Below are 18,312 nucleotides of genomic sequence, written 5' to 3'. Positions count from 1 at the left end.
ACAAGGGCTTAGATAAGGGTTTGCTGCCGAGTAGGCAGCATCAGAAATGCCGGATGCTCAGGCCGTGCGGGCGTGTGCCGTTTGCTGCCGAGTAGGCAGCTCAGAAAATCTGGCAGCGCCAGCTGACCGCAGATGAACGGTTTGCTGCCGAGTAGGCAGCTCAGAAAAACGCGCGCGTCAAGTTCAGCCTTGTCAGCCTGTTTGCTGCCGAGTAGGCAGCTCAGAAATTCACGACAATGTACATGTCCCAGTTGTGCCAGTTTGCTGCCGAGTAGGCAGCTCAGAAAAATGACTCATAGTACCATCAGCATTCTCAATTGTTTGCTGCCGAGTAGGCAGCTCAGAAATCCCCGGTGCGTTGCAACGTGCCCTCGGCATTGTTTGCTGCCGAGTAGGCAGCTCAGAAAGTAGCGGGGCTCGTCCGGCAGCTGATCGACAGGTTTGCTGCCGAGTAGGCAGCTCAGAAAATTGGTTGAACGAGATGTCGCGCTGATCGGCCGTTTGCTGCCGAGTAGGCAGCTCAGAAATGGACGATGAAGCGAAACGCGGCGCGCAAGGCGTTTGCTGCCGAGTAGGCAGCTCAGAAAGAGTGCTTCCGCGTGCTTCGGCCGGAAGGCGTGTTTGCTGCCGAGTAGGCAGCTCAGAAATCCCGTTCTTCCTGCAATGCGGGGATATGGAGGTTTGCTGCCGAGTAGGCAGCTCAGAAAAGCAAGTGCGACGTAGCGTCAACGAACGCCGAGTTTGCTGCCGAGTAGGCAGCTCAGAAAATGCCGATGTGGATGCGCTATCTCATTGCCGGGTTTGCTGCCGAGTAGGCAGCTCAGAAAAGCCGCTGCGGGTCGCAAGCGCCCCGCACAGCGTTTGCTGCCGAGTAGGCAGCTCAGAAATGGTCGTCGGCGCGCAGTACCGCTTTGCCCCCGTTTGCTGCCGAGTAGGCAGCTCAGAAATGAGCCATGGCGCTCCACATCAACTACTCACGGTTTGCTGCCGAGTAGGCAGCTCAGAAAGCAGTGGGCAAGATGACCAAGACCGAAGGCGAGTTTGCTGCCGAGTAGGCAGCTCAGAAAATACGCTGCCAGAGCTGGGAGGACGCCTTTTCGTTTGCTGCCGAGTAGGCAGCTCAGAAAGTCAGCCAGTCCCAGGCCCAGCGCAGATCCGGGTTTGCTGCCGAGTAGGCAGCTCAGAAATTCCAGGATCGGGTGTGTTCTGGAATCCGGCCGTTTGCTGCCGAGTAGGCAGCTCAGAAAATGAGCGACACCAAGACCCGGACCGTCATGGTGTTTGCTGCCGAGTAGGCAGCTCAGAAAGGTGCAGGACATCGAGGTCGAGGCGATGCGCGGTTTGCTGCCGAGTAGGCAGCTCAGAAATCGGCCGCGGCAACGTAGCCCGTTTCTGCGTCGTTTACTGCCGAGTAGGCAGCTCAGGAACATAAGACGCCCTCGGCGATCATGCAGAGCTTGTTTGCCGCTGGTGGGCAGCTCAGAAGCGAATCCATCGGAGATTCCCTACCGGCCCTCAGGATCTTTTCTTACCTACTACTCCCACCTATACGGGAATGAAGGCACTCCATGACTCTAAAGAGTGAACAGATTCTTAGCCCACAATCACACGGACGATCAGAAATCCCTCCACTTGCCGATGGAAACCGAGAGGCGGCTCGAGCCCGGGCCCTTGGGTGCCAAGGAGCCGGCGATGGTGGACCAGACGCCTGCATTTGCCGCATAGGCAGTCAAAAGCCAAGCAGATCTAGGCGTTGAAGGACCCGAGCGTTACTGCCGTGCAGGTAGCTCAGAGAGTGCCGGCCAGTGCCTGGTCGGCCGGCACGATCTCCTGCCGCGCAGGCAGCAGCGCCAGGGTCGCGTAGCGATACGCCCCGGGTTGATCGCCCTACCCTGCATCCTGCATAGCCCTGGCTGATGGTGCGCATCCCAAACCGGATGTTGGCCGGCCCCCTCACGCAGCCTGGAACGCCGAGGCCTCCTGCGGTTGCACCACCGCGAAGCTGGCGGCCGCCTCGGCCAGGGCGTCGGCCTGTTCGAGCAGGTGGCGGGCGGCGGCCGAGGACTCCTCGGCGAGCGCGGCGTTCTGCTCGGTGCCATGGCCCATGCGGCGCAGGCGTTCGTCGATGCCGCGTACCGCGGTGCCCTGCCGCCCGGAGGCCTGGTGGATCTGCTCCACCACTTCGGCGACGCGCTGGGCCTTTTCGAGGATCTCCTCCATGGTGGCGCCGGTGGATTCCACCAGCCTGGCGCCGGCCTCGACCTGCTGCAGGGATTCGTCGATCAGCCTGCGGATCTCCTGCGCCGCCTGCGCCGAGCGCTGGGCCAGGTTGCGGACTTCGCCGGCGACCACCGCGAAGCCGCGGCCGTGCGTGCCGGCGCGCGCGGCCTCCACCGCGGCGTTGAGCGCGAGCAGGTTGGTCTGGAACGCCAAGCCGTCGACGGTGGCGACGATCTCGCCGATGCGCCGCGACGAGCCGCGCAGGCGGCCCATGCCGTCCACCGCCGAACGGGCGACTTCGCGGCCGTGGCGCGCGGCGTCGCTGGCGGCGGCCGCCATCGTCGCGCTGGCCTGGGCGCGACCGATGTTCTCGTCCACCTCGGCCGAGACGTGCGCCATCAGGCCCATCGCCGCCTGCAGGTCGCTGGCTTGGCGTTCGGTGCGGGTGGACAGGTCGGAAGTGCCGCTCGCCATCTCGTCGGCCGAGGCGCGCACGGCCTGCGCGGAATGCTGGATGTCGGTGACGATGCCGTTGACCTGCCCGATCGCGGCATTGAGGCCGTCGCGCAGTTGCGCGTAGACGCCATGGTGCTCGCCGCGCATGCGCTCGCGCAGGTCGCCGCGCGCGAACGCGTCCATGACCCGGGTGACCTCGAACAGGCGCGCCTGCATGCTGCCCAGCAAGCGGTTGATGCTCTCGGCCAGCACCGCGACGAAGCCGCTCTTGCCCGCGGTGGCGATGCGCTGGTCGAGATGGCCCTGCGCCGCGCGCGCGACCAGTGCGGAGACCTCGCCTTCGATGATGCGTTCCAGGCGAAGGTCCTGCCATTCCAGCACCAGGCCGATCAGCGCCGCGTCCTCGAACACCGGGCTGATCCGCAACAGGAACCAGGTATCGCCGAGCGCGATCTCCTCCTGGCACGAGGTGCCTTCTTCGGCCACGCACCGGGCGATGGCCGCGGCCTGTTCGCCGAGCAGGTCCAGGTGCGTGCCGATCCGCCCTTCCGATTCGACGCCCGCCGCGGCGAACGCGGCCTGCAGCGCGGCGTTCGCATAGACGATGGTGCCCTCGCCGTCGGCCACCATCACCGGCGCCTGCGCGGCATCGAGCGCATGGCGCACGCGGCTGTTCTCGCGGGCGACCGCGCGCCCGGCCTCGATGCGCTCGCGCAGGCTCGCCTGCATCTGCAGCAGCGTGCGCGAAAGCAGGCCGATCTCGTCGCGCGGGTCGCGCACGGCGAGCGCGCCGTCGAGGCGTCCATCGGCGATGTCGCGGGCGAAGTCCACCGCCGCCGCCAGCGGCCGCACGATCGCCCGCAGCAACAGCACCAGCATGCTGACCAGCACCAGCGCGACCGCCAGCAGGGTCGCGACGAACACCAGGTCCATGTGCGCGCGTTCTCGCGCCTGCCGGACACGGCCGTCGCGCAGCGCCGCCTGCTGCTGCGCGCGCAGGGCGGCCAGCGCCGGCTGCACGCGCGCGGCGATGTCGTCCAGCGCCTGCGACTCGCTGTCCATGCCGAAGCGGGAGGCGGCATAGGCGGTGAAGCGCTCCTGGTACTGCTGCATCAGCGCGCGGATCTCGTTCTTGCGCGCGTCCGGGATGCGGGCCTTCTGCAGCAGCAGCTCGAACGCCATGCCCTGTTCGCCGAACCGGTCGGCGAACGCCTGCTCGCGGCGCAGGACGAAGTCCTTCTCGTACCGGCGCATCGTCAGCATCGAGGCCTGCAGCCGCGGGTTGTCGTATCGCGCGAGCAGGTCCTCCACGCCATGCACGGCATCGCGCAACTGGCCTTGCAGGCCGTCGTCGGCGGTGTGGCCCAGTTCGGCGACGCGCGCGTCCAGCGAGCGGCCCGAGTCGGTGTAGTCCTTCAGCGCAGCGCGCAGCGGATCGGGCTTCTTCGCCGCGACCGGCAGCGCGGCGGCGGCGCGTTCGAGCGCCTCCAGCGCCGCGCGGAAGCGGGCACCGCTGTCTTCCGAGAACGAAAGCGCATACTCCGACTGCAGCCGGCGCGCCTCGGCAAAGGCCTCGGCCACGCGCTGGGTACGCGCGTCTTCCTGCTGGAAGCGCTCCACGCGCGCGTCGCCGGCGGCGATGCCGGCGCCGACGCGCCAGTAGGCGAAACCGATCAGGCTCAGGCCCAGCACCAAGGCGACCAGGCTGAAGCGGAGCTTGCGGGCGATATCCATCGAGAGCGTCATGGGGGAGACCGGAGCAGAAATACGCACCCGGTATCGACGCTGGAAGTGGATTCTTTAGCCCGGATGCCGGGGCTTTCAGGAGCGACCGCGGCGGATGCCGCCCGAACCGGCGGCACGGCCTGCGCAAGGGCACGATAGGCCAGGCGCGATGGCGCCATCACACCACCGGGCCATGTCGATTGGATGACGCGAATGCGACGGTCGGTGCGCCGGATTGGCCGCGCTGCATCGCAACATGATTTTTACCAGTGACTCGTATATTCATATACGAACATCACCGACCAACCGGTCCTGCGGGGTTCTCCAATGCACGACAGCGCGCCCGCGCTTCCATCGCAGGTATCCGCCCCGGCCGCGGACGCCGCGCGCCGGATCGGCGCGACTTCGGTGCGGGTGTCTCCGCTGGGCTTCGGCGCCGCGCCGATCGGCAACCTCTACAGCGAGGTGGACGAGGACGACGCGCTCGCCGCGGTGCGCGACGCGCATGCCGGCGGCATCCGCCATTTCGACAGCGCGCCCTACTACGGCTACGGCCTGAGCGAAGCTCGGCTGGGCCGCGCCCTGGCCGGGCTGCCGCGCGCGGGCTACACGCTCTCGACCAAGGTCGGCCGCCGCGTGATCGAGGACCCAGGCGCGCCTGCCGGGCGCGACGGCTTCGCGGTGGCCGGTTGGCGCGCCGAGTTCGACTACAGCCGCGACGGCGTGCTGCGCGCGTTCGAGGGCAGCCTGCAACGCCTGGGCACCGATCGCATCGACATCCTGCTGCTGCACGACATCGGCCGGCTCACCCACGGCGAGCGCCATGCCGGCGTGCTGCGCCAAGCCCTGGACGAGGCGTTGCCGGCGATGGCCGAGCTGAAGGCGCAGGGCGCCTGCGGCGCGATCGGGCTGGGCGTCAACGAGCAGGACGTGGCGCTGGAAGTGCTGGCCGAGTTCGCCCTGGACTGCGTCATGCTCGCCGGCCGCTACACCCTGCTCGAACAGCAGGGTGCGCGCGCGTTGCTGGAGGAGGCGCAACGCCGCGGCCTCTCGCTGCTGGTCGCCGGCCCCTACAACTCGGGCTTGCTGGGCGATCCGCGCGGCCCCGGCAGCACCTACGACTACGCGCCCGCCGATGCGGGCACGCTGGCGCATGCGCGGCGGCTGTACGCGGCCTGCGCCGCGCACGGCGTGGATACCGGCGCGGCGGCGCTGCAGTTCCCGCTGGCGCACCCGGCCGTGGCCACGGTCGTGGCCGGCCTGCGCACGCAACGGGAAGTGGAGATCGCCGTGGCGCGCCTGCGCGCGTCGCTGCCCGCCGACCTGTGGCGCGACCTGCGCGCGCAGGGCCTGCTCGAGAACGACCTGCCCACGCCATGAAGCGCGTCGATGCCCACCTGCATTTCTGGCAGCTGTCGCGCGGCGACTACGACTGGCTGACGCCGGCGTTGGCGCCGCTGTATCGCGACTTCCTGCCGGAACACGCGGGCGCCGCGCTGGAGGCGGCCGGGGTGGACCGGGTCGTGGTGGTGCAGGCGGCGGCCACCGAGGCCGAGACGCGCCATCTGTTCGCGCTGGCGAAGTCCGAGCCGCGCATCGCCGGCGTGGTGGGCTGGACGGATTTCGAGGCGACCGACGCGCCGGCCCGCATCGCCGCGCTGCGTGCCGACGGCGGCGGGCTGCTCAAGGGCCTGCGGCCGATGGTGCAGGACCTCGCCGATCCCGCGTGGCTGGCGCGGCCGGCGCTGGATCAGGCCTTCGATGCGCTGGTCGCGCACGACCTCGCCTTCGACGCGCTGGTCCGCAGCGTCCATGTCCCGGCGCTGGAAGCGCGGCTGCGACGCCATCCGCAGCTGCGCGTGGTGATCGACCATGCCGCCAAGCCGGACATCGCCGCCGGCGAGTTCGATGCCTGGGCGGCGGCGCTGGCCGCGCTGGCGCGGCATCCGAACGTGCACTGCAAGCTCTCCGGCCTGCTCACCGAAGCCGCGCCCGGTGCCGACGCCGATACCCTGGACCGCCATGTCGCGCACCTGTTCGCGCAGTTCGGCCCGCGGCGCGTGCTGTGGGGCAGCGACTGGCCGGTTCTGACGCTGCGCGCGGACTATGCGCGCTGGCTGGCGATCGCGCGGGCGCTGCTGGAGCGCCATGCGCCGGGCCACGAAGCGGCGGTGTTCGCCGGCAACGCCGCGGCGTTCTACCGGCTGCCGCCCGGGGCGCCGGCATGAGGTCTTTTTGGCGAGTCCCTCGCACAAGCTCCGCACATCCTTGTGCGGGGTCCCTGTTTTGGCGAGTCCCTCGCACAAGCTCCGCACATCCCTGTGCGGGGTCTCTGTTTCTGCGAGTCCTTCGCAAAGGCGCCGCACGTCCCTGTGCGGGGTCCCTGTTTCTGCGAGCCCTTCGCAATCGCCCCGCGCGTCCATGCGCGGGGTCTTTTCTCCACTTCCCACGAGGTCTCCGATGAACCGTCTGCAAGGCAAGCGTTGCCTGATCACCGCCGCCGGCGCCGGGATCGGCCGCGAGAGCGCGCTGGCCTGCGCGCGAGAGGGCGCGCTGGTGCTGGCCACCGACGTCGACGCCGCCGCGCTCGATGCGCTGGCCGCCGAGCATCCGGCGATCGCCGTGCAGGCGCTGGACGTCACCGATCCGGCCGCGATCGCGGCGCTGGTCGAGGCGCAGGGCCCGTTCGACGTGCTGTTCAACTGCGCCGGCTACGTGCACCAGGGCAGCATCCTGGACTGCGATGCCGAGGCCTGGCGGCGCTCGTTCGCGATCAACGTCGACGCGATGTACCACACCTGCCACGCGGTGCTGCCGGGCATGCTGGCGCGAGGCCGCGGCAGCATCGTCAACATGTCCTCGGTCGCCTCGAGCATCAAGGGCGTGCCCAACCGCTTCGCCTATGGCGCCACCAAGGCCGCGGTGATCGGCCTGAGCAAGGCGATCGCCGCCGACTACGTCGCGCGCGGCATCCGCTGCAACGCGATCTGCCCGGGCACGGTGAAGACGCCGTCGCTGGCGCAGCGCGTGGCCGCGCTCGGCGGCGACGAGCAGGCGGTGTGGAAGAGCTTTACCGATCGCCAGCCGATGGGCCGGCTCGGCGACCCGCGCGAGATCGCGCAGCTGGTCGTCTACCTGGCCTCCGACGAATCGTCCTTCACCACCGGCCAGACCCACGTCATCGACGGCGGCTGGTCCAACTGATCCCGCCCCAGGAAGAGGAACCCCATGAAACTCGTACGCTACGGCGCACCCGGCCAGGAACGCCCCGGCCTGCTCGACGGCGAGGGCCGCATCCGCGACCTGTCGGGCATCATCGACGACATCGCCGGCGAGCACCTGACCGCGCGCGGCCTGCAGCGGCTGCGCGCGCTCGACCCGGCCTCGCTGCCGAAGGTGGACGGCGAGGTGCGCTACGGCGCCGCGGTCGGCCGCGTCGGCAAGTTCATCTGCGTCGGCCTGAACTACGCCGACCACGCCGCCGAATCCGGCATGGAAGTGCCGAAGATGCCGGTGCTGTTCATGAAGGCCACCACCGCGATCAGCGGGCCCAACGACACCGTGGTGATCCCGCGCGGCTCGAAGAAGACCGACTGGGAGGTCGAGCTGGGCGTGGTGATCGGCGACGTCGCGCGCGACGTGCCGCTGGAGGAGGCGATGAAGCACGTCGCCGGCTACGTGGTGGTCAACGATTTGTCCGAGCGCGAGTTCCAGCTCGAGCACGGCGGGCAATGGGTCAAGGGCAAGAGCGCCGACACCTTCGGCCCGATCGGCCCGTGGCTGGTCACCGCCGACGAGATACCCGACCCGCAGGACCTGTCGATGTGGCTGGAGGTCAACGGCTACCGCTACCAGGACGGCAGCACCCGCACGATGGTGTTCGGCGTGGCCGAGCTGGTCAGCCACATCAGCCGCTACATGACGCTGATGCCGGGCGACGTCATCAGCACCGGCACGCCGCCGGGCGTCGGCCTGGGCCAGAAGCCGCCGGTCTACCTCAAGCCGGGCGACGTGATGGAACTGGAGATCCAGGGCCTGGGCCGGCAGCGCCAGGCCGTGGTCGCGCATCCGCGCGAGGCGTAATGCCGCTCGAAGCCCCTCTCCCGTAGGGAGAAGGAAATAGCATCTCCCTCCACCTGGATCCCCATGAACACCATCGTCGCCCTCGAAACCCACGACGTCCGCTTCCCCACCTCGCGCGAACTGGACGGTTCGGACGCGATGAACCCCGATCCCGACTACTCCGCCGCCTACCTGGTGCTGCGCACCGACGCCGCCGACGGACTGGCCGGACATGGCCTGGTGTTCACCATCGGCCGCGGCAACGACGTGCAGACGGCCGCGGTGGCGGCCCTGGCCGACCACGTCGTCGGCCTGCGCGTGGAAGATGTGGTCGCCGACCTCGGCGGCTTCGCGCGCCGGCTCACCAACGATTCGCAGCTGCGCTGGCTCGGCCCGGAAAAGGGCGTGATGCACATGGCGATCGGCGCGGTGATCAACGCCGCCTGGGACCTGGCCGCGCGCCGGGCCGGCAAGCCGCTGTGGCGCTACATCGCCGAGCTCGCGCCGGAGCAGTTGGTCGACACGATCGACTTCCGCTACCTCACCGACGCGCTCACCCGCGACGAAGCGCTGGCGCTGCTGCGCGCCTCCGAGCCGCACAAGGCCGAGCGCATCGCCGCACTGGTCGAGCAGGGCTACCCGGCCTACACCACCTCGCCCGGCTGGCTGGGTTACTCCGACGAGAAGCTGGTGCGGCTGGCGAAGGAAGCGGTGGCCGACGGCTTCCGCACCATCAAGCTGAAGGTGGGCGCCAGCGTCGAGGACGACATCCGCCGCTGCCGGTTGGCGCGCGAGGCGATCGGCCCGGACGTCGCGATGGCGGTGGACGCCAACCAACGCTGGGACGTCGGCCCGGCGATCGAGTGGATGCGCCAGCTCGCCCGGTTCGACATCGCCTGGATCGAGGAGCCGACCAGCCCGGACGACGTGCTCGGCCACGCCGCGATCCGCCGCGGCATCGCGCCGGTGCCGGTATCCACCGGCGAGCACACCCAGAACCGCGTGGTGTTCAAGCAATTGCTGCAGGCCGGCGCGGTGGACCTGATCCAGATCGACGCCGCGCGCGTGGGCGGCGTCAACGAGAACCTGGCGATCCTGCTGCTGGCGGCCAAGTTCGGCGTGCGCGTGTTCCCGCATGCCGGCGGCGTGGGCCTGTGCGAGCTGGTGCAGCACCTGGCGATGGCCGATTTCGTGGCGATCACCGGGCGCAAGGAGGACCGCGCGATCGAGTTCGTCGACCACCTGCACCAGCACTTCGTAGACCCGGTGCGGATCGAGCGCGGCCGCTACCTGGCGCCGCAGGCGCCGGGGTTCTCGGCCGAGATGCATGCGGCATCGATCGCCGAGTTCCGGTATCCGGACGGGCGCTTCTGGGTAGAGGATCTGGCGAAGGGTTGATCCCCTCGGAGCATCCCTCGTCATTCCCGCGAAAGCGGGAATGACGAGTTCGGCCTGATGGCAGGCCCTGCTCGCAGCGCTTACGCCGTCGCGCGGCCGCCCTGCACCGCCACCGCCTCGCTCAACGCGAAGATCCGCAGAGCCTCGCGCCACTTCTCCCCAGGCGCGGAACCCGGCAGCGGCTTCTGGAAGCGCCACATCAGTTCTTCCCAGGCCTGCACGCGCGGGTTGGCCGCATCGGCCTTCGCCTTGGCCTCCGGCGAGTAGTCCTCGTCCACGTCCATCAGCATCACCAGCCGGTCGCCGCTGCGGAAGATCTCCAGCTCGCGGATGCCGGCCCCGGACAGCGAGGCGACGATCTCCGGCCATACCGTGTCGGTGCGATGCCAGCGTTCGTACTCGGCGATCAACGCCGGATCGTCGTACAGGTCCAGCACGTAGCAATGGCGCGGCATTCGTCAGGCTCCGGAAGCGGCGGGCACGGCGCGGCGCGCGCGCAGCGCGAAGGCGAGGATCACCGCGAAGCACAGCGCCGGCACCGCGATGGCCCAGTGGATGCCGGCCAGGTCGGAGACGCCGCCCATCAGCGCGGTCAGCAGCGCGCCGCCGATGATCGCCATCACCAGCAGCGAGGAACCGAGCTTGCGGCGGTCGTCGTCCAGCCCGTCCAGGCCGAGCGCGAAGATGGTCGGGAACATCACCGACATGAAGAGGCTGGCGGCGACCAGCGCGTACAGGCCGATCCAGCCCGGCAACGCGATGGCCACCGCGCACAGCGCCAGGTCGATCGCCGCGAACGCGGCCAGCAGGCGCGCCGGCGGCACCAGCCGCAGCAGCGCCGTGCCGATGAAGCGCCCGGCCATGAACAGCACCAGCGACAGGGTCAGGAAGCCGGCCGCGGTCTTCTCGGGCGTGCCCGGCACTGCGTCCTGCAGGTAGCGGATCAGGTAGCTCCAGATGCCGACCTGCGCGCCGACGTAGAAGAACTGCGCCACCACCGCGAACACGAACAGGCGGTTGCGCAGCAGCGCGCCCAGTTGCGAGCGGCCGGTGGCCGCCGCCCCGGCCTCGCCGTGCGTGGCCGGGAATTTCACGCAGGCGACCAGCACCGCCCACAGCACCACCACGATGCCGATCGTCAGGTACGGCCCCTGCACCGCCGCGGACTCGGCGGCGAAGTAGGCCTCGCGCGCGGCGGGCGCCATCGCCGCCAGCTCCTGCGCGCTGTGCTCCACCCCGGAGAAGATGAAGTGCTGGCCGATCAGCACGCCGGTGATCGAGCCGAGCGGATTGAACGCCTGCGCCAGGTTCAACCGCCGCGCCGCGCCTTCGGCCGGGCCGAGCACGGTCACCAGCGGGTTGGCGGTGGTCTCCAGGAACGCCAGGCCGCTGGCGATCACGAACAGCGCCAGCAGGAACAGGCCGTAGGCATGCTCCTGCGCCGCCGGGTAGAACAGGAACGCGCCGGCCGCGTACAGCAGCAGCCCGAGCACCACCGCCGCCTTGTAGCTGTAGCGGCGCATGAACATCGCCGCGGGCATCGCGAACACGAAATAGCCCAGGTAGAACGCGCTCTGCACCAGCCCGGCCTGCAGGTCCGACAGTTCGAAGGCCTTCTTGAACTGCTTGATCAGGATGTCGTTGAGGTTGTTCGCCACGCCCCAGAAGAAGAACAGGCTGACGATCAGCACCAACGGCACCAGGGCCGTGCGGGCCAGGTTGCCGGACGCAACCGTGGCGTTGTCGCTGTAATGCATGCGCCCGCCCCTCCCAAGGCCTGCGGCACTGCTGGAATGTGGTCGGAGGGTAATGCGGCCGGCCGCATCATGCAAATATAAAATGTTCGTTCATATGTGGACGAACGGACCACGCTCCGCCTCCGCTTTCCGGGGATGCTTCCGGCAGGCGGCCCGGAAGACGAAGATCGGATCCGGCCGGAGGACTCCATGGTCCGCCGCATCGATCCTTGTACGCTATCCCGAACCACGACCTGCCTGGCGGATGAACAACCCTTCCCTTCCCAAGTACCGTGCCCCCGCCCTCGACAAGGGCCTGGACATCCTGGAGCTGCTGGCGCGCCACGGCCGGCCGCAGACCATGGGCGAGATCGCGCAGGGCATCGGGCGCTCGCGCGGGGAGATCTTCCGGATGCTGCAGGTACTGGAAGAGCGCGGCTACCTGACCCGCGACGGCGAGGGCAGCTACGTGCTGACCAACCGGTTGTTCATGCTCGGCATGCAGCAGCCGCAGGTGCAGAACGTCACCGAGGCGGCGCTGCCGGTGATGCGGCGGCTGGCCGACGAGATCGCCCAGCCCTGCCACCTGGTCGCCCCGTCCGAGGACCAGATCGTGGTGATCGCGCAGATGGACGTGCCCAGCGACCTCGGCCTGGTGGTGCGGCCGGGCCATCGCCGGCCGCTGGCGCATTCCACGTCGGGGTTGGTGCTGTTCGCGTTCCAGCATCCGGACGTGCAGGCGCACTGGCTGGCGATGCTGGATGCCGGCCCGGTGCCCTACGACCGCGAGGCGTTCGTGCAGGCGGCACGGGCAGTACACGAGGCCGGTTACGCCATGCAGGCCAGCGAGGCCGTGGTCGGCGTGGTCGACCTCACCGCGCCGATCCTGCAGCACGGCAGCGCCACCTACACGCTGACCGTGCCCTTCATCGAACGCCGTCCCGAGCGCGTCGGCGCGCGCACGGCGCTGGACGCCCTGCGCGCCGCCGCCGCCGAGATCTCGCGCGCGCTCAGCTACGCGCCGCCGCGCGCCTGAAGCAGGCGTCCGTATTGCCCATCCCCGGGAGCATCGGGAACACCTTTCCTGGCAACACGGGAATCACGGGCGTCGTGTCATCCGGTCCTCGAGCGACCAACCGACCGCTTGCATCGCTGGCGATCGTGGGAGGGACTCCGGTCCCGACAGGACTTTACTGGCCATCTGTCGGGACCGGAGTCCCTCCCGCAGGAGCATCCGTTCGAACGACGCTTGAACGTAGGCGCCTTCTGGAAGCCGTCCGCGTCTCACGCGAACGGTATCGATAGCCAAGGCTATGAAGATCAGACCGACCTTCGCGTTTCGGCGAATCGGTTTTTTCCGGCGATTGCGCGGTTAGACTGCGCGTCCCTTCTGGGGAGTAGCCTGCTTCCTGCACCAGGAAGCGCCCGCGTCAACACACTCGGCCGATGCGCCGTGGCGCGGGCAACCATCCGGGTTGGCGAGACCAGCGGCACGCGTGCGCAACGACGGTTGGGCGCGGACGCGCGCCGTTGCCGCTTCGCCCGACCGCGTTGCCCCCATGTCTTTCTTCTCCATCCTGCTCATCGGCCTGGCCATGTCGACCGACGCGTTCGCCGCGGCGATCGGCAAGGGCGCGGCGATGCGGCGCCCGCAGCTGCGCGACGCGTTGCGCGCCGGCATCGTCTTCGGCCTGATCGAGGCGATCACGCCGCTGCTCGGCTGGCTGCTGGGCCGCGCCGCCTCCCAGTACGTCGCATCGTTCGACCACTGGATCGCGTTCGGCCTGCTCGGCGCGCTCGGCATCCACATGATCGTCGCCGGCCTGCGCACCGACCACGACGACGATGAAACCGGCAATGGCCGCCACGGCTTGCTGGCGCTGGCGACCACCGGCATCGCCACCAGCATCGACGCGATGGCGGTCGGCGTCAGCCTGGCGTTCCTCGACGTGCACATCGGCGTGGTCGCCACCGTCATCGGCCTGTGCACGCTGGCCATGGTCACGATCGGCATCATGCTCGGCCGCGCGCTCGGCGCCCTGGTCGGCAAGCGCGCCGAGATCGTCGGCGGCGCGATCCTGGTGATCGTGGGCAGCACGATCCTGTACGAACACCTGAGCGGGGTGGCGTAGTGCCGGGATTCGGGATTCGGGATTCGGGATTCGGGATTCGGGATTCGGGATTCGGGATTCGGGATTCGGGATTCGGGATTCGGGATTCGGGATTCGGGATTCGGGATTCGGGATTCGGGATTCGGGAAAAGCGTCTTTGCCCGGGTTCGGCTGTCAAGCGGCCTGATGCTTCTTTGCGAGTAATTCTTGCTTTTCTGTGGGAGGGACTTCAGTCCCGGCGGAAGGCCGGTAAAGCCCTGTCGGGACTGAAGTCCCTCCCGCAACGACACTCGATCCCGAGCAGGCCTGTCGCTTTTCCAGGTCCCGGGATCGGGCCAATGGCCCGGCTCTCCCCCGATCAGGGGCCGCGCTCCTTCAACACATCGTGGAAAGCCGTCAGGAACGCCCGCAGCGAGGCCGGCTTCACCGGCTTGGTCAACAACCGATAGCCCCGCTCGCGCGCCAGCTGCTTCAACTCGTCGCGGCCATCGGCGGTCAGCAGCGCGCCCGGGATGTGGCGCGGCGAGGCGGCGTTGAGCGCGTCCAGCGTGTCCAGGCCATCCAGGCGGTCGTGCAGGTGGTAGTCGACCAGCATCACGTCCGGCTGCGCGCGCACCTTTTCCAGCGCGTCGTCGACGGTGCTGGCCGCGATGACCTGCACCTGCCAGCGGCCCAGCAGCGCGCGCATGCCGTCGAGGATCTCCTGGTCGTTGTCCACGCACAGCACGCGCATGCCGGCCAGCGAGTCGCCGTTGCTGGCCGAGCGCACCGGGTCGGCCGGCGGCGCCGCGGCGCGTACGGCCGGCGCCACCCGCGGCAGCAGGATCGAGAACATGCTGCCGCGGCCGACCTGGCTGCGCGCGTTGAGCCCATGCTCGAGCAGCCGCGAGATGCGCTGGCAGATCGACAATCCCAGCCCGAGGCCCTGCTCGCCCCAGTCGAACGGCTGCTGGTAGCGGTGGAACTCGTCGAAGATCTGCTGCATGTGGTGTTCGGGGATGCCGGGACCGGTATCCCAGACCTGCAGCTCCACCTGCGCGCCGCGCCCGCGCGCGCCGAGCACGATCCGGCCCTGGCGCGTGTAGCGCAACGCGTTGGCGATGAAGTTCTGCAGCACGCGGCGCAGCAGGCGGCGGTCGCTGCGCACCCACAGCGCGCGCGGATGCACGTGCAGCTTCAGCCCGCGGCTGGCCGCGATCGGCGCGTACTGCGCGGCCAGCTCCTGCAACAGCGTGCCGGCATCGAAGACCTCCAGCGTCGGCCGCAGACCGCCGGCATCCAGGCGCGAGACGTCGAGCAGGCCGTCGAGCAGTTCCTCGGCCGCGCGCAGCGAAGCGTCCACGCGCTCGGCCAGGTGGCGCTGTTCCTCGTTGTTCTGGTGGCTGTCGCGCAACGCCGAGGCGAACAGCCGCGCCGCATTGAGCGGCTGCAGCACGTCGTGGCTGATCGCGGCCAGGAACCGGGTCTTGGATTGCTGCGCGACCTCGGCCTCGCGCGAGCGCTCGGCCACGCGCTGCTCCAGGGTCTCGTTGGCCTCCAGCAGGGCCTGCTCGGCGCGCTTGTAGTCGGTGATGTCGTTGTAGCTGGTGACGTAGCCGCCGCCGGGCAGCGCTTGGCCGCGCATCTCGATCACCTTGCCGTCGCTGCGGGTGCGTTCGAACACGTGCGGCGTGCCGGCGCGCATGTGGTTGATGCGGCGGCTGATCTGCGCCTCGACGTCGCCCTCGCCCAGTTCGCCGCGCTCGGCGTTGTAGCGGATCAGGTCGGCCACCGGGCGGCCGACGTAGAGCATGCCGTCGGGATAGCCGAACAGCTGCTGGTAGCGGCGGTTCCAGGCGGTCAGGCGCATCTCCGGATCGACCACGCTGACGCCCGCGCTGATGTTCTCCAGCGTGGTCGAGAGGATCTCCCGGTTGAAGCGCAGTTCCTGCCCGGCCTCGTCCAGCACCGCCATCACTTCGCCCAGTTCCATGCCGGAGCCGCGCAACAGGCTGGTCAGCACCAGCCGCGCCGAGGCCGCGCCGATCGAGGCGGCCAACAGGCGTTCGGTGAACTGCACCCAGGCGCGATCGGCCGCGGCGCTGGACTGCAGCTCGCGCCCCAGCAACTGCGCCTGCTCGACGAACGCGCGGTGCGCATGGCGCTCGCCGACCACGCGCTCGGCCAGGGCGAGCAGGTCGTCCACGCGCACTTGGCCGGGCCAGTCGCCGGCCACCACCGGGCGCTGCGCGTAAGGATCGAGGAACGGCGCGGCGCGCAGGCGCTCGTCCACGCCGGGGCGCCAGCGCGCCGAGACCACCATCATCGCGCCGGTGTTGATCAACAGCGACCAGAACGTGCCGTGCGCGAGCGGGTCCCAGCCGCTCATGCCGAACAGCTGCTGCGGGCGCAGCCAGGCGATGCCGAACGGCCCCCGCTGCAACCATGCGGGGTCGAGCACGCCGGCGTGGGTCATCGCCGGCAACAGCAGCGTGTACACCCAGGTCGCGAAGCCCAGCACCATGCCGGCTTCCACGCCCTTGCGGCTGGCGCCGCGCCAGTAAAGCCCGCCGATCACGCCCGGTGCGAACTGCGCCACCGCGGCGAACGCCATCAGCCCGTACGACGCCAGCGTGCTGTCGTCGCTGGAGCTGCGGTAGTAGGCGTAGGCGACCAGGGACAGCAGCAGGATCGCCAGGCGGCGGATCCACAGCACGCGGTCCGCAGCGGCGGCGCGGCCGCCTTCGCGGCGCAACAGCACCGGCATCACCAGGTCGTTGGAGACCATCGTCGCCAGCGCGATCGAGGCGACGATCACCATGCCGGTGGCGGCCGAGAATCCGCCGACATAGGCGACCAGGGCCAGCAGCGTGCTGCCTTCGGCCAGCGGCAGCGCCAGCACCATGGCGTCGTCCACCACCTGGCTGTCGCCGCCGAACAGGGCGATGCCGGCCGAGGCGATCGGCACCACCATCGCCGAGATCAGCACCAGGTAGATGCCGAACAGCCAGCGCGCGCGGCGGATGTCGCCGACGTCGCTGCATTCGACCACCGCGACGTGGAACTGGCGCGGCAGGCAGATGATCGCGAAGAAGCTGAGCACGGTCTGCGAGATGAACCCGACCGAGGGGGTGTGGTCGAACAGCGTGCGCGCCGAGTCCACGATGTGCAGCTGGTGGTCGCCCAGCCACATCCAGGCGAACAGGCCGACCGCCAGCATCGCCGCCAGCTTGACCACCGATTCCAGCGCGATCGCCAGCATCATGCCGTGGTGGTGCTCGGTGGCATCGACCTGGCGGGTGCCGAACAGCGTGGCGAACAGCGCCATCAGCAGCGCCACGTACAGCGCCGGGTCGGTGAAGAAGCCGCGCTCGGTGCCGACCTGCCCGGTCAGCACCTCCAGGCTCATCGCCACCGCCTTGTACTGCAGCGCCAGGTACGGAACGATGCCGACCAGCGCGATCACCGCCACCAGCGCGGCGAGCCGGCGCGACCGGCCGTAGCGCGAGGAAATGAAGTCGGCGATGGAAACGGTGTTCTCGCTGCGCGCGATCAGCGCCAGCCGTTCGATGATGCGCCAGCCGAAGATCAGCAGCAGCAGCGGGCCGAGGTAGATCGGCAGGTAGCCGATGCCGTTGCGCACCGCGGTACCGACCGCGCCGTAGAAGGTCCACGACGAGCAGTACACCGCCAGCGCCAGGCTGTAGACCGCCGGCCGCAGCCACGGCCGGTCCGGATACAGCGGACGGCGATCGCCCCACCACGCCACGCCGAACAGCAGCGCGGCGTAGCCGACCGATACCAGCAGCAGGATCCAGCTCGAGACCAAGGCCCCTCCGGCGTTGCGCGAGGAGGCGAGTTTAGCCTCGGGCGGCCTGGGCCGGGACGCGGATGGCGACGATTTGCCCGGGTTCGGGAACCTTGCGCCCGCGTGGCGGCTCTGCCGGGGTTACTTCGTCTGGCGTCCCCGCATAGCCGGAGCCAGAGGGCTTTGCCGGCGAAAAGCCAAGGCACTGGGTCCCCGCCTTCGCGGGGACGACGGCGGAAGGATCTGGGGAACTGTGGCGATTGCCGCTTCGATTGAGAGTGCAATTGCAGTTGTTGCTGTTGCTCGCGGTCTTGCTTTGGGCTGGGTAACGCTTCCTCGCGCGGCGGCGCGCCAACCTCCATGGCCTACGAATATCACTGCGGCGCGGCCCCTCCGAAGCGGTGGAGCTGGCGGGAAAAACCCGGAGGACGACGTGCATGGATGCACGTCGTTTTTCGCCGGGGCAGGGCTCGCCGGAAAAAGGCGAAGCACCGCTTCGCACCGGCGGGCGGGCATTCGCCGCGCGGCGAATGCCCCGGGCTCGTCCGCATAGCGGACGAGTGCGCCGTTTTCGGCCGCGGCAGGATGCCGCGTCCGAAAATCCCATTGGCTCCGCGGACCCGCAGCAAAGCTGCGGGCGCGAAGGCGGGTGTGCTTGATCAGCCGTTCGGCTGCTGTGAAGCGCTTCTTTGGGTTACGTTTCTTTACGCGGCACATCCCTGTGCCGCGCCCTTCGGGCGGCTTCGCCGTGCGGCGCTGCTCCTGCAGCGCGCGTGCACAAGCAAAGAAAGGTAACTCGCCGCAAGGCGAAAGCTTT

The 18,312-nt window shown here is 69.1% G+C and carries 10 protein-coding genes, 2 pseudogenes, 1 CRISPR repeat array and 1 riboswitch (1 of these 14 only partly in view); of the genes and pseudogenes, 7 read left to right on the top strand and 5 right to left on the bottom strand.

Annotated elements, in window-relative coordinates:
- Positions 1 to 1,427: a CRISPR direct-repeat array (repeat unit 28 nt; unit sequence GTTTGCTGCCGAGTAGGCAGCTCAGAAA); it reaches 642 nt to the left of the window's first position.
- Positions 1,428 to 1,953: 526 nt separating this feature from the next.
- A pseudogene (locus FD678_RS20930) lies at positions 1,954 to 2,502 on the bottom strand (methyl-accepting chemotaxis protein); the annotation flags it as partial.
- Between the two features lie 549 nt (positions 2,503 to 3,051).
- A pseudogene (locus FD678_RS20925) lies at positions 3,052 to 3,555 on the bottom strand (HAMP domain-containing protein); the annotation flags it as partial.
- 1,173 nt (positions 3,556 to 4,728) lie between these two features.
- On the opposite strand from FD678_RS20925, the gene FD678_RS18620 reads away from it, so the two are divergent.
- The 5 genes from FD678_RS18620 to FD678_RS18600 all read left to right on the top strand — a co-directional run bounded on the left by FD678_RS18620 (position 4,729) and on the right by FD678_RS18600 (position 9,861).
- The gene (locus tag FD678_RS18620) at positions 4,729 to 5,781 is read left to right on the top strand and encodes an aldo/keto reductase (protein WP_140727491.1); all 1,053 of its coding nucleotides are present in this window, start codon (positions 4,729 to 4,731) and stop codon (positions 5,779 to 5,781) included.
- Positions 5,778 to 6,629 (top strand): amidohydrolase family protein, encoded by an 852-nt coding sequence (locus FD678_RS18615; protein ID WP_140727489.1) that lies wholly within the window; start codon positions 5,778 to 5,780, stop codon positions 6,627 to 6,629. The genes FD678_RS18620 and FD678_RS18615 overlap by 4 nt, the downstream gene beginning before the upstream one ends.
- 193 nt (positions 6,630 to 6,822) lie before the next feature.
- On the top strand, positions 6,823 to 7,605 hold the full coding sequence (locus tag FD678_RS18610) for an SDR family oxidoreductase (RefSeq protein WP_140727487.1): 783 nt from the start codon (positions 6,823 to 6,825) through the stop codon (positions 7,603 to 7,605).
- Between the two features lie 24 nt (positions 7,606 to 7,629).
- Positions 7,630 to 8,484 carry a fumarylacetoacetate hydrolase family protein gene (locus tag FD678_RS18605; RefSeq protein ID WP_140727485.1) on the top strand — a complete coding sequence of 285 codons (855 nt, stop codon included), beginning with the start codon at positions 7,630 to 7,632 and terminating at the stop codon, positions 8,482 to 8,484.
- Between the two features lie 63 nt (positions 8,485 to 8,547).
- Positions 8,548 to 9,861, top strand: a complete 1,314-nt coding sequence (locus FD678_RS18600; RefSeq protein WP_140727483.1) for an L-fuconate dehydratase — start codon at positions 8,548 to 8,550, stop codon at positions 9,859 to 9,861.
- Between the two features lie 80 nt (positions 9,862 to 9,941).
- Here the strand turns inward: FD678_RS18600 and FD678_RS18595 are convergent, their stop codons facing one another.
- On the bottom strand, positions 9,942 to 10,316 hold the full coding sequence (locus FD678_RS18595; protein ID WP_140727481.1) for an L-rhamnose mutarotase: 375 nt from the start codon (positions 10,314 to 10,316) through the stop codon (positions 9,942 to 9,944).
- Positions 10,317 to 10,319: 3 nt separating this feature from the next.
- Positions 10,320 to 11,618: an L-fucose:H+ symporter permease gene (fucP, locus tag FD678_RS18590; protein ID WP_140727479.1), complete on the bottom strand. Its 1,299-nt coding sequence runs from the start codon at positions 11,616 to 11,618 to the stop codon at positions 10,320 to 10,322.
- A gap of 244 nt (positions 11,619 to 11,862) precedes the next feature.
- Here fucP and FD678_RS18585 point away from each other — a divergent pair, with 244 nt between their 5' ends.
- Together FD678_RS18585 and FD678_RS18580 are read left to right on the top strand one after the other, a co-directional pair.
- Entirely contained in the window at positions 11,863 to 12,633 is a 771-nt protein-coding gene (locus FD678_RS18585; protein WP_140727477.1) for an IclR family transcriptional regulator, read from the top strand.
- A 350-nt stretch (positions 12,634 to 12,983) separates the two neighbouring features.
- Positions 12,984 to 13,109: riboswitch (yybP-ykoY riboswitch) on the top strand.
- 47 nt (positions 13,110 to 13,156) lie between these two features.
- A complete protein-coding gene (locus FD678_RS18580; protein WP_140727475.1) occupies positions 13,157 to 13,729 on the top strand; it encodes a manganese efflux pump MntP in 573 nt (190 codons plus the stop codon).
- A 337-nt stretch (positions 13,730 to 14,066) separates the two neighbouring features.
- On the opposite strand, the gene FD678_RS18570 is transcribed toward FD678_RS18580, so the two are convergent.
- On the bottom strand, positions 14,067 to 17,516 hold the full coding sequence (locus FD678_RS18570; protein ID WP_140727470.1) for a hybrid sensor histidine kinase/response regulator: 3,450 nt from the start codon (positions 17,514 to 17,516) through the stop codon (positions 14,067 to 14,069).
- Between the last annotated feature and the right edge of the window lie 796 nt (positions 17,517 to 18,312).

The organism is Pseudomonas sp. Hp2, from assembly GCF_006386585.1.
In the GTDB taxonomy this organism is placed as follows: domain Bacteria; phylum Pseudomonadota; class Gammaproteobacteria; order Xanthomonadales; family Xanthomonadaceae; genus Pseudomonas_S; species Pseudomonas_S boreopolis.
Note: the sequence above shows the minus strand (reverse complement) of the source record. Positions and strands in the feature narration are given on the sequence as shown.

Bases quoted from the DNA above. Each gene is read 5' to 3' on its own strand.
- FD678_RS18585 (WP_140727477.1), top strand. From the start codon at position 11,863: ATGAACAACCCTTCCCTTCCCAAGTACCGTGCCCCCGCCCTCGACAAG.
- fucP (WP_140727479.1), bottom strand. From the start codon at position 11,618: ATGCATTACAGCGACAACGCCACGGTTGCGTCCGGCAACCTGGCCCGC.
- FD678_RS18605 (WP_140727485.1), top strand. From the start codon at position 7,630: ATGAAACTCGTACGCTACGGCGCACCCGGCCAGGAACGCCCCGGCCTG.
- FD678_RS18615 (WP_140727489.1), top strand. From the start codon at position 5,778: ATGAAGCGCGTCGATGCCCACCTGCATTTCTGGCAGCTGTCGCGCGGC.
- FD678_RS18600 (WP_140727483.1), top strand. From the start codon at position 8,548: ATGAACACCATCGTCGCCCTCGAAACCCACGACGTCCGCTTCCCCACC.
- FD678_RS18620 (WP_140727491.1), top strand. From the start codon at position 4,729: ATGCACGACAGCGCGCCCGCGCTTCCATCGCAGGTATCCGCCCCGGCC.
- FD678_RS18580 (WP_140727475.1), top strand. From the start codon at position 13,157: ATGTCTTTCTTCTCCATCCTGCTCATCGGCCTGGCCATGTCGACCGAC.
- FD678_RS18595 (WP_140727481.1), bottom strand. From the start codon at position 10,316: ATGCCGCGCCATTGCTACGTGCTGGACCTGTACGACGATCCGGCGTTG.
- FD678_RS18610 (WP_140727487.1), top strand. From the start codon at position 6,823: ATGCGCGGGGTCTTTTCTCCACTTCCCACGAGGTCTCCGATGAACCGT.